Source organism: Arthrobacter sp. TMN-49, assembly GCF_054511095.1.
The window spans coordinates 17,811-30,313 of the sequence record NZ_JBTNDH010000039.1 but is presented as its reverse complement, the minus strand read 5'-3'; the positions used below and the strand labels follow the sequence as shown (position 1 = coordinate 30,313).

Annotated in this window: 14 protein-coding genes; 6 read left to right on the top strand and 8 right to left on the bottom strand. The window is 63.0% G+C overall.

Features of this window, described 5'->3' with window-relative positions:
• The first annotated feature begins 97 nt into the window (after positions 1–97).
• Positions 98–652 carry a TetR family transcriptional regulator gene (locus ACX80E_RS14935; protein ID WP_459302812.1) on the top strand — a complete coding sequence of 185 codons (555 nt, stop codon included), beginning with the start codon at positions 98–100 and terminating at the stop codon, positions 650–652.
• Here the strand turns inward: ACX80E_RS14935 and ACX80E_RS14930 are convergent.
• The 4 genes from ACX80E_RS14930 to ACX80E_RS14915 form a co-directional block, all read right to left on the bottom strand.
• Positions 649–2,067, bottom strand: a complete 1,419-nt coding sequence (locus tag ACX80E_RS14930; RefSeq protein WP_459302811.1) for a TrkH family potassium uptake protein — start codon at positions 2,065–2,067, stop codon at positions 649–651. The genes ACX80E_RS14935 and ACX80E_RS14930 overlap by 4 nt on opposite strands.
• 353 nt (positions 2,068–2,420) lie before the next feature.
• Positions 2,421–3,461 carry an NAD(P)-dependent alcohol dehydrogenase gene (locus ACX80E_RS14925; protein ID WP_459302810.1) on the bottom strand — a complete coding sequence of 347 codons (1,041 nt, stop codon included), beginning with the start codon at positions 3,459–3,461 and terminating at the stop codon, positions 2,421–2,423.
• 73 nt (positions 3,462–3,534) lie between these two features.
• A complete protein-coding gene (locus ACX80E_RS14920) occupies positions 3,535–4,674 on the bottom strand; it encodes an MFS transporter (protein ID WP_459302809.1) in 1,140 nt (379 codons plus the stop codon).
• Positions 4,675–4,881: 207 nt separating this feature from the next.
• Positions 4,882–5,808, bottom strand: coding sequence for a helix-turn-helix domain-containing protein (locus ACX80E_RS14915; RefSeq protein ID WP_459302808.1), 927 nt, complete (start codon positions 5,806–5,808; stop codon positions 4,882–4,884).
• 391 nt (positions 5,809–6,199) lie between these two features.
• Between ACX80E_RS14915 and ACX80E_RS14910 the strand changes: the two genes are divergently transcribed.
• From ACX80E_RS14910 to ACX80E_RS14895, 4 genes are all read left to right on the top strand, one after another.
• Positions 6,200–6,481 carry a sulfite exporter TauE/SafE family protein gene (locus ACX80E_RS14910; protein WP_459302807.1) on the top strand — a complete coding sequence of 94 codons (282 nt, stop codon included), beginning with the start codon at positions 6,200–6,202 and terminating at the stop codon, positions 6,479–6,481.
• Between the two features lie 478 nt (positions 6,482–6,959).
• Positions 6,960–7,199: a hypothetical protein gene (locus ACX80E_RS14905; protein ID WP_459302806.1), complete on the top strand. Its 240-nt coding sequence runs from the start codon at positions 6,960–6,962 to the stop codon at positions 7,197–7,199.
• A gap of 63 nt (positions 7,200–7,262) precedes the next feature.
• Positions 7,263–7,445 (top strand): hypothetical protein, encoded by a 183-nt coding sequence (locus ACX80E_RS14900; RefSeq protein ID WP_459302805.1) that lies wholly within the window; start codon positions 7,263–7,265, stop codon positions 7,443–7,445.
• A gap of 159 nt (positions 7,446–7,604) precedes the next feature.
• The gene (locus ACX80E_RS14895; RefSeq protein ID WP_459302804.1) at positions 7,605–8,417 is read left to right on the top strand and encodes a GAF and ANTAR domain-containing protein; all 813 of its coding nucleotides are present in this window, start codon (positions 7,605–7,607) and stop codon (positions 8,415–8,417) included.
• A 10-nt stretch (positions 8,418–8,427) separates the two neighbouring features.
• On the opposite strand, the gene ACX80E_RS14890 is transcribed toward ACX80E_RS14895, so the two are convergent.
• The 3 genes from ACX80E_RS14890 to ACX80E_RS14880 form a co-directional block, all read right to left on the bottom strand.
• Positions 8,428–8,847, bottom strand: a complete 420-nt coding sequence (locus ACX80E_RS14890; protein WP_459302803.1) for a hypothetical protein — start codon at positions 8,845–8,847, stop codon at positions 8,428–8,430.
• Between the two features lie 332 nt (positions 8,848–9,179).
• Positions 9,180–9,953: a 5'-methylthioadenosine/S-adenosylhomocysteine nucleosidase gene (gene mtnN / locus ACX80E_RS14885; protein WP_459302802.1), complete on the bottom strand. Its 774-nt coding sequence runs from the start codon at positions 9,951–9,953 to the stop codon at positions 9,180–9,182.
• A complete protein-coding gene (locus tag ACX80E_RS14880; RefSeq protein ID WP_459302801.1) occupies positions 9,950–10,417 on the bottom strand; it encodes an S-ribosylhomocysteine lyase in 468 nt (155 codons plus the stop codon). Before ACX80E_RS14880 ends, mtnN begins: the two co-directional genes overlap by 4 nt.
• 260 nt (positions 10,418–10,677) lie before the next feature.
• Here ACX80E_RS14880 and ACX80E_RS14875 point away from each other — a divergent pair, with 260 nt between their 5' ends.
• Complete coding sequence (locus tag ACX80E_RS14875) at positions 10,678–11,409, top strand: 3-keto-5-aminohexanoate cleavage protein (RefSeq protein WP_459302815.1); 732 nt, start codon at positions 10,678–10,680, stop codon at positions 11,407–11,409.
• A gap of 160 nt (positions 11,410–11,569) precedes the next feature.
• On the opposite strand, the gene ACX80E_RS14870 is transcribed toward ACX80E_RS14875, so the two are convergent.
• A complete protein-coding gene (locus ACX80E_RS14870) occupies positions 11,570–12,421 on the bottom strand; it encodes an HAD-IIB family hydrolase (protein WP_459302800.1) in 852 nt (283 codons plus the stop codon).
• Positions 12,422–12,503: the final 82 nt, after the last annotated feature.

The following is a 12,503-nucleotide window of genomic DNA, read 5'->3' as shown; positions in this document are numbered from 1 at the left end:
TGGAGGGGAAATGACTGGCCTGATTCTTAGCGCTCTTTTGGCCTGAAACGAGCCACTAACTTGGCTCACATTCTTGGCTGAAATGGCCTACAGATAGTTGATCACACACACACGCGAGCAGATCGTCGACGCCGCCATGGCCATCCTGCGTGAATACGGGCTCGCGGACCTCTCCATGCGCCGTCTGGCCCGGGACCTGGACGTCCAGCCCGGCGCCCTCTACTGGCACGTCAAGAACAAGCAGGATCTACTCACGGTCCTCGCCGGGCTCATCCTGGAGCCTGTTGCTGAGTCGGCATCTCTGCGCGAACTGGCCCTGACACTGCGCGGCGCGCTGCTGTCCGTCCGCGACGGCGCCGAGGTGGTGGCACTGGCCCATGCGCTGGCGCCGGAGAGCCCGTCCCCGCTACTGCGGGTGCGCCAGCTGCTCGCCGGGCAGGGGCTCTCCGCATCGCAGCACCAGTGGGCGGCCGATGCCCTCATCCACTACCTCCTGGGTGCCGTCACACAGGAACAGACCCGCGCCGGACTCGCCCGGGCGGGCGTGTTGGAGGGCCCGGACGGCGACGCCGAGGCGGCCTTTGACTTTGGGCTGGGGGTTTTTCTTGCCGGGCTGGAACAGGATAGGCCGTGGGGCTTGCCTCCGAGCTAGCCGATGATTGGTCTTTCCTCGGGCAGCCGGAACAGCCGTGGGTGCGAGGCCAGGGCAATGGCGGAGGCCACGGTGATGGTCCCGAGGCGGCCGGTGAACATCAGGGCCATCAGGACCCATTCGGCACTGGCGGGCAAATGGTAGGTGATGCCTGTGCTCACCCCCACCGTGGCGAACGCCGAGATGGATTCGAACAGCACTTTCTCCAGGCTGTAGTCGGTGGTGATCAGGAGCAGCAAGGTGCCGCTAATGACTGCCGCCACACCCAGCAAGGCAACCGTGAGGGCCTGGCGTTGCACCGACGGGCTGATGGAGCGGTGGGCGATCGTGACTTGTTCGCGGCCCCGGATCTCGTTCCAGATGGCGAATGCCAGGACCAGGAACGTGGTGATCTTGATACCGCCGGCCGTGCCCGCACTGCCGCCGCCAATGAACATCAAAACGTTGGTGACCATGAGGGTGACGTCCGACGCGGCCCCGTAGTCGATGCTGTTGAATCCTGCCGTGCGCGGAAATACGGCGCCAGCCAGCGCACCGAGCATCTTTCCCCCGACGCCCATCGGGCCCAGGGTTTCGGCCCGGTTCCACTCGGAAGCGGCGAAGAAGGCGAAACCCACCACCAGGAGAGCGACGGTGCCGTAGACAGTGAGGCGGAGGTGGATGGTCCAGTTTCTGATGGCGCCACCGTTGAGGAGCTGGATGATGACGGGGAAGCCGAGCCCTCCGGCGACCACGGCAGCACAGATGGGAATGATGATCCAAGGATCCTCGGCGAAGCTCATCAGGTTGTCGCTGTAGAGGGCAAAGCCGGCGTTGTTGAACGCCGAGACGGCGTGGAAGATTCCGTGCCAAAGCGCCGTGCCAGGATCGTTTCCATAGGACAACCAGAAGCGGCCCGTGAGGATGGCGGCCGTGGCGACCTCGATGGCCGCCATGATTCTAAACACCCGGAAGAGTACTGCCTTCACATCCCCGAAGTTCAAGGTGTGGGTTTCGGACTGTGCCACGAGCTGGCCCCGCAGCCCGATGCTTTTCCGAACCAGCAGCGCCAACAACGTGGCCAGGGCCATGATGCCGAAGCCGCCCACCTGAATCAGCGCCAAGATGACCACGTGGCCAAAGGGCGTCCAAAACGTCACGGTGTCCACGGTGATCAGGCCTGTGACGCAGACCGCCGAGACGGCCGTGAACAGGGCTGGCATGAAGAACTCGGCGTCGATCCCGGTGCGCGAGACCGGAAGCATGAGAAGTCCAGCCCCCAGGATGATCACGGCCAAGAAGGCCAGCGGCACCGTGCGGACAGGGTGCCGGAGGGCGCGGGCCAGCCGGGTCTCTTTTTTGGGACCGGGCAGGTTGGTGCCCCGTGAGTTGCGCTTCACGGGAGTATCGCCACGCTCAGGGGTGTGCGTGCTCAACAGATTTTCCGTTCGTGCCACACGGTGCGGCCGTGGTCAGCGGCCACTGTGAACCCACAGGCCAGCGGGAGGGCCAAGCAGGGGCCGGCCTCACGTGCACCGGCACGCCGTGGGACAACACGCTCAAGTGTCGGCATCAGTTGGACCTTTCCATCGTCGAGCACATCCCTGCCGCGCGCTCCGCGCAGCTGCCCATTCCAGGTCCGGGCCATACCGATCCGGTGCTGCACGGACCGCATCATGGAGCATAACACTGGCCATTCGCTATTTCAGGCAGTCTTTACGAAACCTTGACGCCCCAATTTTCGCGGCGGGCGGCCAGTGCGGTTGCCCCGGCCGCCCACCCACGGTGGTTAGAGCGTGGCGGCGTCGATGACGAAGCGGTAGCGGACATCGGATGCTAGGACGCGTTGGTAGGCGTCGTTGATCTTGCTGGCCGGGATCACCTCGATTTCGGCACCGATGCCGTGGTCGGCGCAGAAGTTCAGCATTTCCTGGGTTTCACGAATGCCGCCGATCGCGGAGCCGGCGAAGGAGCGCCGACCCAGAATCAGTGAGAACACCTGGACGGGGAGCGGTTCCGCCGGTGCCCCGACGCTGACCAGTGCGCCGTCGAGTTTGAGCAGCCGCAGGTAGGCGTTGATGTCGATGGCGGCGCTGACGGTGTTGATGATCAAATCGAAGCTGCCGGCCAACTCGGTGAAGGTGGTCTCATCACTCGTGGCGTAGTACTGGTCCGCGCCCAGTCGGAGCCCGTCTTCGAGTTTTTTCAACGACTGAGACAGCACGGTGACGTCGGCACCCATGGCGTGGGCGATCTTGACGGCCATATGGCCGAGTCCGCCGAGCCCGACGACGGCGACCTTCTTGCCGGGGCCGGCGCCCCAACGGTGGAGGGGGGAGTAGGTGGTGATGCCCGCGCAGAGCAGGGGTGCCGCCACGTCCAGACCCAGACCGTCGGGAATGCTGACCACAAAGTTCTCGGTGACCACGACGTGGGTTGAGTAGCCGCCCTGGGTGATGGTTCCGTCGCGGTCCACCGCACCATACGTTCCCGTGTTGCCGGCCAGGCAGTACTGTTCCTCACCGGCCTGGCAGTTGGCGCATTCGCCGCAGGAGTTCACCATGCAGCCCACGCCGACCCTGTCACCGAGAGCATGACTGGTGACGGCCGCGCCAACCTCGGTGACGATGCCGGTGATTTCGTGTCCCGGGGCCAGCGGGTAACTTTGTGGGCCCCAGTCGCCGCGAACAGTGTGGATGTCTGAGTGGCAGACGCCGGCAAACTTGATCTCGATGAGGACATCGTGGGGGCCAACGGCCCGGCGCTCGATGGTGGTCGGGACCAGATCGCCGGTGGCCGAAGGTGCTGCATAAGCGTTGACGGTAAACATGATTTCTCCTGTTGTTGATGTGAAGTGGTGGCTTGTGGGGGTCCGACGGCGGGCACGTGGCTGCCGCCGTCGCTTAGGTAGTCGTGGGGAAGGCTGTGCGGCGCCCGAGGGCCGCAATGAGGAGGGCCGTCAGGGCGAGCCCGATCATGACAACCGGCAGGGCGAGTCCGACCCAGGTGCTGACCACCACGGCGCTGGCCACTCCAGCGGCGAAAATGGCCAGGTTGAAGGCGACGCCAAGCATGGAGTTTGCAACGTCCGAGTTCTCACCACTGGCGGCGCTGATGGCAGTTTGCAGCTGGGCCATCATGAAGATCACCCCGGCAGCAACAAACACGGCAAGGCTGGTGAGGACCAGGCGCCGCAGCGCCCGGTCAATCACCGTTCCGGTTATGCCGATGCCCACCAGCGCAGCGACGCCAAAGCAGACCAGTGCGACGTCGACCGGCAAGTGAACGTCAATCTCACGCAGGCAGGTAGAGATATAGGTGTAGACGGCGTTGTGACCCATCATCCAGGCGACAATCACGGCAAGGATTACAGCGACCCCGGGAAGGTGGAGGACGCGGATCATCGGTACTTGGGATGCGGCACCTTGGCCCGGCGCATCGGGGACCAGAGCCGCGGCCAGGACGGCGGTGACCAAGGCCAGAATCGACAATGCGCCGAAGGACCAGCACCAATCCAGTGTTGTGCCCAACCAGGCGCCCAGGGGAGTCCCGACGGCCAGACCAATGGGGGTGCCGATCGAGGCTATGGCCAGAGCCCGTCCGGCAAGGTGGGCAGGGGTAATGCGGCGGGCGTATCCCGCCAACATGCCCCAGAGGAGGCCGGAGAATGCGCCGGCCACGAAGCCTGCACCGAGTGAGATGACCACGTGGCCGGAGAATGCCGTGACGATGGTGGCGGCAAGGAAACCGAGAATGCCTATCAGGAAGACGGGCTTTCGTCGCATACCGCACGTGAGGGCCACCGCCGGCATGGTCGCGATGACTGTGCCCAGGGCGTAGGCGCTGACGAATTGGCCGGCTGTTCCTTCGCTGATACTCAAGCCGGCCGCGATGTGCGAGAGCAGGCCCGCTGGCATGGTTTCGGTGGCGATCAGGATGAATCCAGTCAGGGTCATCACCAAGAGAGCAGCCCGGGGCAGGTGGTTGCTGACGGGCTCCGACGTGATTACTCCGCTGCCGTTCGGAAGGGTTACTCGAGTCACTGTGAATCCATTCCTTTCTGACCCATAGATGTGGCGGGTTTCTCACGGGGAAGCCCCGGGCGGCCCGTGCTTCCTCTACTCAACACCAGCGGCAAGGAAGCAAACAGGCCGCGTCGATAGGGGGTACCGGCAGGGACCCCCTCAGGGGGTCCACGGCAGCACGGCGTGCCCCGCCGCGCAGATGGGTACGCTCTAAAGAGCGCGTTCCTACTGGTCTAAGTCAGCCGGAATGCCGTGCGGCTGCTTGACCTCCACGGGCGCAGGGAGCGCCGGGGCGGGATTTTCGGTCTGCGTGTTGGTTGCCGCCCAGCTTGCCAGAAGCCGCAGGCTGTCTTCCGAGGGGGAGCCTGGTTCGGCGCTGTAGGTAATCATAGTCAGCCCCGGTGCTGCCGGCAGTTCCAAGGCATCGAAATGCACCTTGAGTTCACCGACCACGGGATGGTGGAAAGTCTTTGCACCCGTCCTGTGAAGACGGACGTTGTGTTGGGCCCAGCGTTTGCGGAATTCCTCGCTGCGGGTTGAGAGTTCCCCGACAAGGTCAATCAGGCACTTGTCCATGGGGTTCCGTCCGGCTTCTGTGTGCAGTATGGCCACGGCCATGTCAGCGGCAAGGTTCCAGTCCGGGTACAGCGACTCGGACCGGTGGTTGAAGAAGGCGAATCTGGCAAAGTTCACTGGACGTATTGGATCAGCGAACGCGTCTGAGTACAAGGCGCGGCCCAGGTCATTGGCTGCGACGACGTCGAGACGGCCGTTCTGCACAAAGGCCGGGATGCCCACCATGCTGTCCAAGATGCGCTGCACGCTGGGGTGGATGCCCTTGGCGGGTTGCCGGCGCGGGCGTGTGGCCGGCCCGGCGGCCCGGGCCAGATTGAACAAGTGGTCATGTTCTGCCTCGTTCAGCTGAAGCGCCCGGGCAATACCTTCCAGTACGGAGTCCGACACACCGGCAAGACTGCCGCGTTCAACACGGGTGTAGTACTCCACGCTCACCCCTGCTAGGAGTGAAACCTCTTCACGGCGCAGCCCAGGGACGCGCCGGATGCCACCGAAGGTGGGCAGTCCCGCCTGTTCCGGCGTGAGCTTTGCTCGCCGGGAGGCAAGGAATTCCCTGATTTCATTGCGGTTGTTCATACACACCACGTTACGTCCCGTGGCCACTTCCCAGGGAGTCCCTGTCAGGGCCTGCCTCGATTGTCTCCGCACCCACCCTGCCACGACCAGCCGCCTGTAGTCACAGCCGGCTGGTGGTGTTTGTTCGCAATACCGCGGTCAGGGGCCACACTGTTCCGCCGGACAGGGAGGGAACACAGGCCCCCTCAGCCGGGATGGGCACGGTAACAGCATGACGGCAGGAGAGAGCTCAGTCCCTCGCAGGGCGGTGTGGGAGCTCAGGGGGATGTGCTCTGTTCCACCGGATGCCAGCAGTGGCAGGCCACGTCTCGCGGTTGTAGCGGATCTGAGCCTGGCCGGTGCACGCTCAACCCGCCCGGCGTCGTGGCGCCCAGTGGGCTAGGTCAGCGATATGTGGCAGGCGCTCGGTCACCTTCTGCCCATCTCCGTCGCGTCAGCGGTGAGTTCGGTGCCGATCATGGCCACCGTCCTGATCCTATTGTCGAAAAACAGCCGGCGGTCATCCGTGCCCTACTTGGTCGGCTGGGTTTTGGGCATCGCATCCATTGTGAGCGGGTTTACGATGCTTGCCACGTTCATCCCGGAATCAGCGCAGGGGGGACAACTAACCGCAACTGCCTTCGCCCAGATCGTCATCGGGCTGGCATTGGTGGCGTTGGCCATCCCCGTGTAGCGCCGCACTCGAGGCAAGCCGGCCGGAGCTGAGCCCAGGTGGTCGGCCAGTGTCGGATCGCTGGGGCTGCGGCCCGAAGCGGTCTTGCTGAGCGCAGCGCGGCCCTGTCAGTGGTAGGCGGTGGGCTCTCCGTGGCTGCACAGCACACGATCCTGGCTCACGCGGAACAATAGAACACTCACCATCTTGATCCTGTTCATGATCGGTGTGGTCATTGTTGGAAATGGGCTGACCAGGCTGTAGCCACTGTGCGGTTGCCGCGGCAGGGCCCGGCGGACCCGGTGGCGGCTGACACGCCAAAATGCTCAACGGGCCAACCATCCTTCTTTTCAAAATGCTGCCGCCTCTATACGCTTAACGCAGAGGCTAAGCAATGGCCATGAAGCCTACGTTCGTGGGGTGACTTGTGGAGCACAGACTGCGCATCCTTTTCCAGCTGGACTATGGAACATCCGCGTCCCTGAAAGTTACTGGCTGTTTGACTGACGCCAACTGTCAAGCACTGTTGCCCATCATCGAGAGGGCTCGTTTTAAGTTTTCCGGGCTACCTGTCACTGTCGACTTGATGGACGCCAAGCACGTGGACGCCTCGGCCCTGGCCCTGCTGGAACGATCCAATCCGTGCCCCGCCGCCGAGGGTGAGAACGGGCTTCTTCTGGCGGTTGGTGTGCGAATCGCGGCACCCCAGGTGCTCCCTGACCACAGGCGAAGTCCTTAGCCTCTGTCTGGGCGTCAAGGCCCGGCGGACCAGCTGGCGGCTGCAGCTGCTCACGCTTCGGGCGTGCACCCGACCAGCAACACCGTGGCGGAAACACTGAAGCTCTTTACCGCTGTGGCCAAGCTCAGTGTGAGTGTGGTTGAAGCGCGGGTCGGCTCACTGTCGCGCATACTTCGCCTGGCGCTGCAGTTTCACCCGCCCACGTCCGGCGCTGCGTCCTGGGACTCCTGCGACAGAAGCGGCTAGAACAGGACGGCCCCTAAGAGTTGCTCGTGTCAGCGCGGGCGTTTCGGCGTAGAGTCAGGTCAGGCACCTGCGGAACCCACTACGCGGCAGGTGGGTTTCGGGTGTGGATCACGGAGCCGGATTCTTCCTAGGCAGCGGATCTGATGCGAAAGGCAGTAAATGACTATGGGGGTTTTTGATGCCAGCGTGCCTGCCGAGGTGAGGATGTCCGGTCTAGCGCCGTCGGCTCCGTCGTGGGACGGTGGAGTCCTGGAGCCGGCAGTTGCCGAGCACTTGCAGGATTTAGTGTTGGATAGCGCCGACGTGGCGGACTTCCTGTTGGAACTTAGCAAATACTCTGCTGCATTGGCAGCAAAGTACTGCGGTGGGGAAGTGGATTGTGCCATTACCTTGTCGAGGCAGCGACGAGCCCTGACAAGTGCCGGCAATACTGACCGGGCCAGATCACTCAACGACCACCAGCTACACCGTGGACAAGGGCCAGCCCTGACGGCGTTGCGGCACGGGCAAACCATGGTGGTTCGTGGGGCTGCCGCGGACGGGCGTTGGCCGGAGCATGCCCAAGCCTTGATAGGGGCGAAAATCCACAGTGTCCTGGCTGTTCCGCTGATCCTGGAGCAGGGTGCCGCGGCGTCGCTTAGCTTTTTCTCTCCCAACCCGTCGATCTTCTCCGAAGGGGTAGTTCGAGCCGCTGAGCACTACGCGACAAAGGCCCAGAGGACGCTGCGCCTGGCGGTGCGCATCAACTCCAAGCAGCAGCTGGCTGAGGATCTTCAGGCAGCCATGAGGTCACGCACCGCGATAGATCTTGCCGTGGGGGTCATCATTGGCCAACAGCGTTGCTCACAAAGTGCGGCGTTTGAGATTCTGACGCGAGCGGCCTCCACGAGAAACCGGAAACTCCGTGATATTGCCATGGAGATGTTGGCGAACCTGACAGTTGAGAACGTCAAAACCCGTTTTGACGCTTGAACCGTGCCCGCTAGGTGGGAATGGACATCTGGAAGCCACAGTGGCAGCGCATCACCTTCGAGGGCAACCAAACGGCTGGTGCCGGATCAAGTCCTTCGGCGCTCGGCTGGACTTTGGATATTCGAATCTTTGCCTTCTCCATGGGTTCTCCACAGTGAATGTAGTAGCGGCCAAACTTCAGAACGCCCGTGCCGGTGGGGCAGTTCATGAGGAGCTTGGCCACCAACCCCACAGGGGCATCGTGGGCAAAGAACGCATCGCAGCGTCCACAGCTGTACTCGACGGATACTTGCCCGCTTACTTTCGGCCGGAGCGACTCGATGGATTCAACCATCAAATAGCTAGCCGTATGGCAGTAGCTGCAGCTGAGCGTGGTTTGGAGGAACTCTGCTAGTTCGTTTTCAATACGAAAAGACGGATCAATGGTCATCGGAGAATCTCCTGGCAATCCAAAGGTGCACGGTGCACTTTTCGGGGCTGCGACCGAAGTCTTGGGCGCTTTTCCGCACAGATGCAACTGATAAGAAGACACTGACTCAGGTGCTGGAGCACCCTGCCCTCGGCTTAGGCATTCAACTGTGAACTCTCTGAGTCATAGGCTAACGCCGTGGAGCGGGGATGTCTATAGTGCTACGCGACTCGTCTGAGGTGCCCGCACGGTGGGGAATGCCGGGAATTGCTAGGAGCAAGGACTCGATGGTGGTGTAGAAGGGCAGCTCCAAGGCGCCTTCACCATGATCGGCGGAGGCGCCGCCAGTGCCGTCAGCCGGGCTGAGTTGTGGCGGATTCCGTCCGTGGCGCCCCGGCCGCAAACCAGGAGTCAATGACTGCCGTGGCAATTTCGGCAGAGCGTTCGGCAGCGTCGTCAACGTGGACCAGGAAGTCGGCCTCAGATGCCGGGCCGCACAAATCGGATATTCCCCGGATGGCAAGGAACGGTGCCTGGTAGACGTGGCATGTCTGCGCAATCGCAGATGATTCCATGTCGGTGGACAGAACCTGCTCAAACAGGGCCTTCATCACGGCTGAGCGCTCGTGGCCAACAAAGGCGTAACTGGAAATCATGAGTCCATGATGAACGGTATCCACTAGCCCATTCCCAGCGACGTCGAAGGTGCTGGCCTCCACCAGAAACTGCGGCGCCGGGTACGACGCCGGCATGCCCGGGACCTGTCCAAGACCGTACCCAAAGGCGCGGGCATCGGCGTCGGCGTTGATGACGTTGGTGCCAATCACAACATCGCCCACCCGCACGGTATCGCCGAGCCCGCCGGCACTCCCGGCGCTGATGACCAAGGGAGGAAGGGCCTGCGGCTCATCCCGATTCGCCAGCAGCAGGGCAGCTGTGGCAGCTCCCGCAGCGTTGACCAGACCTATGCCGCCTTGGACAATAACGGCGTTGTGGCCGTTGATCACGGCTGTGCGATGGACCGCGTTGCCGAGCCGTACCGGCTCACCGACGGAGCTGGCACGCTGAAGAAACGGGGCAACTTCTTCGGCCATGGCAACAATGACTATGACCTCGACGGCGCTCAAGCGGAGACCTGCGCCCAGACGGCACGCTCCTGCAGAAATGCCCGGGCGGCAGCCTTGGCGTCGTCCAGGGAGTGGTTCTCGCCCCAACCGCATTGCACCTCATTGGCGGCGGGAACCTCGGTGGCGGCTAGAACGTCGGTGAGTGTTGCCTCGATGAGTTCAAGCACGCCGGCGATGTCCGGCTCGCCTGCAAGGATGAGGTAGTACCCCGTTTGGCAGCCCATCGGGGAGAAATCGATGACGGCGTGGGAATGGTTCCGGGAGCATTCGGCGAAGAGGTGCTCCAGTGAGTGGACAGTCTTCATGTCCAAATGGGCCACATTTGGTTGGGTGAAGCGCACGTCATATTTCGTAATAGCGTCCCCGTGCGGAAGGACCTTGCGGTCGGCAACCCGCACATACGGTGCCGACACGGTGCGGTGATCGAGGTTGAAGGACTCTACGTTCATGCGTTCAGGATTCATGGTTTGGCTTTCATGAGTAGGTGGCGAAGCGCAGGCTTCCTCGCGGCGGATCGTTGCCACTTTTATCCTAGCTCCCGAAGCCTTGGATGGGCCTGTGCGGCTTGGTCAAGGACCTCCTGTTGTCTAAACCATGGGTAGGTCCGAAACTCGGGACCTGTCTTTCGACGCCGTCTTCGGTAGCGTTGGGGTACTGCCGGTACCGGTCCAGATGGGAGCACGTCCGGTCGGGTAGATCGGAGTAGAAAGCGAGAGTGGTGTCCATGTTGGTGAAGGCGTGTCTGAATGGTGCCCGAACACCGAAGGAGCACCCCGCGTTGCCAACGACGCCGGTAGCACTGGCCGCGGATGCCGCAGCGGCGTGGTCTGCCGGTGCCGACGCGGTGCACTTGCACGTGAAGAACTGTCAAGGGGCCGACACCTTCGCAGCTGACACCTTGAAAACGGTGTTGGAGGCCATCGAGGCGGCCGCTCCGGGGCTGCCCGTGGGTGTGACGACCGGCGCGTGGTCCCTGCCAGATCCCGATGACCGGGTCGCGGCCATTCGCCGTTGGACGAAATTGCCTGCCTGTGCATCGGTGAACTGGCACGAGGAAGGTGCCGATGCCGTCGCTCAAGTATTGCTCGAGCGTGGGGTGGCCGTGGAGGCCGGACTCTGGCATGCCGACGGTGTAGCGGCGTGGGCCGTCTTTCCGGTCCGGGACCGGTGCCTGCGGGTCTTGATAGAGCTGCCCGACGGCTTGGACGACACCGGAACGCTCGCGCGAGCCAAAGAATTGCTCGACGCTGTTCGCAGTGTCAACGCGAACAGTATTCCAGTGCTTTTACATGGCGAAGGGAGCAGTTGTTGGCCGGCGCTGCGGATCGCCAGCCAACTGGGGCTCGCGACACGCATCGGTTTGGAAGACACCTTGTGCCTGCTCGACGGATCGCCCGCGCCAAACAACGCGGCACTGCTAGCTGAAGCGATGAGCCTGCTCCGAAGCATCGCATAAGGCGACGCCCCGGCTGCCTCCTGCCGTGCGGGGAATGCCTAGGTCGCGGCGAAGAATGAGACGCACATCCGAGGCCGGGCGTGGACGTTTGCCTGGAGTGGGCCGGCGTGACTAGTTGAGACGCTGGACCCGACTCGACGAACCGTCCAAAGCGTCCGCCTCAGATCAGCCCAAGCTCGGCGAAGGACCCTGCGATGCCCTCACGGTTGGGCGGCGGGGCGGTGCGGTCCGCCAGGGCCAACAGTTGCGGGCTGGAACCTTCGATCGCAACGCCAATACCTGCGTAGGCGATCATCTCCAGATCATTTTGGCCATCGCCGAACGCTATGGTGTCTTCCCGGGCAATGCCGAGGCGGTCAATGGCGGCCGCTACTCCGTCGGCCTTACTAATGCCCCGCTGGTAAAGCTCTCCGGCGTGCGTGCCTTCGCTGGCAATGGAGTTGGCCACGACGGCGATGTCCGGACCGATTTCGTCGGCAATGATGCCCATGTCGACGGGGGCCTCGAACACAGACACCTTGGCGAACGCCGGGCTGCTCGCGGACCAGGCGCTGAGCGAGCCCAGAATGGCCGAAGAACCCTTGGCCTGGCCATCGGGAGATCGCTTGAAGTGTGACTCGATGATGGTGCGCAGCCGTTCCTCCCTAGCCGGAGCCACATGGATAGATTCCTGGGCTTCAAGGACGTAGACAGCCTTGTGCGCGTCGAGAACGGCTACCGTTCTGGCGGCTAGGTCGGCGGGGAAACGCCTGTCAAGGAGCACCTCGCCGGCTACTTCGACGTAGGCTCCGGCGCTGGCAACCAAACCATCAAAGCCCGCCGCGAGAATGCTTTCCGGCAGCATTGAAACCGGGCGGCCCGTGCACAGGAGGACCATGTGGCCGCCCTCGCGTGCGGCACGAACTGCCGCAACGTGGGCTGCGGGGACAATCCCGAAGTCTGCGTAGGTGCCATCAACATCGAGAAAGATCGCGTGGATGGTTTTGGTGGCTGTGTTTGGCGTGGCGTTCATGTTCAGGGAGTCTACCCGTGTGGCCTGACCGGGCGGCCCCAGGCCCATAGTTGCCGCAGCCCGGCGTGTTTGCTCTGCACCT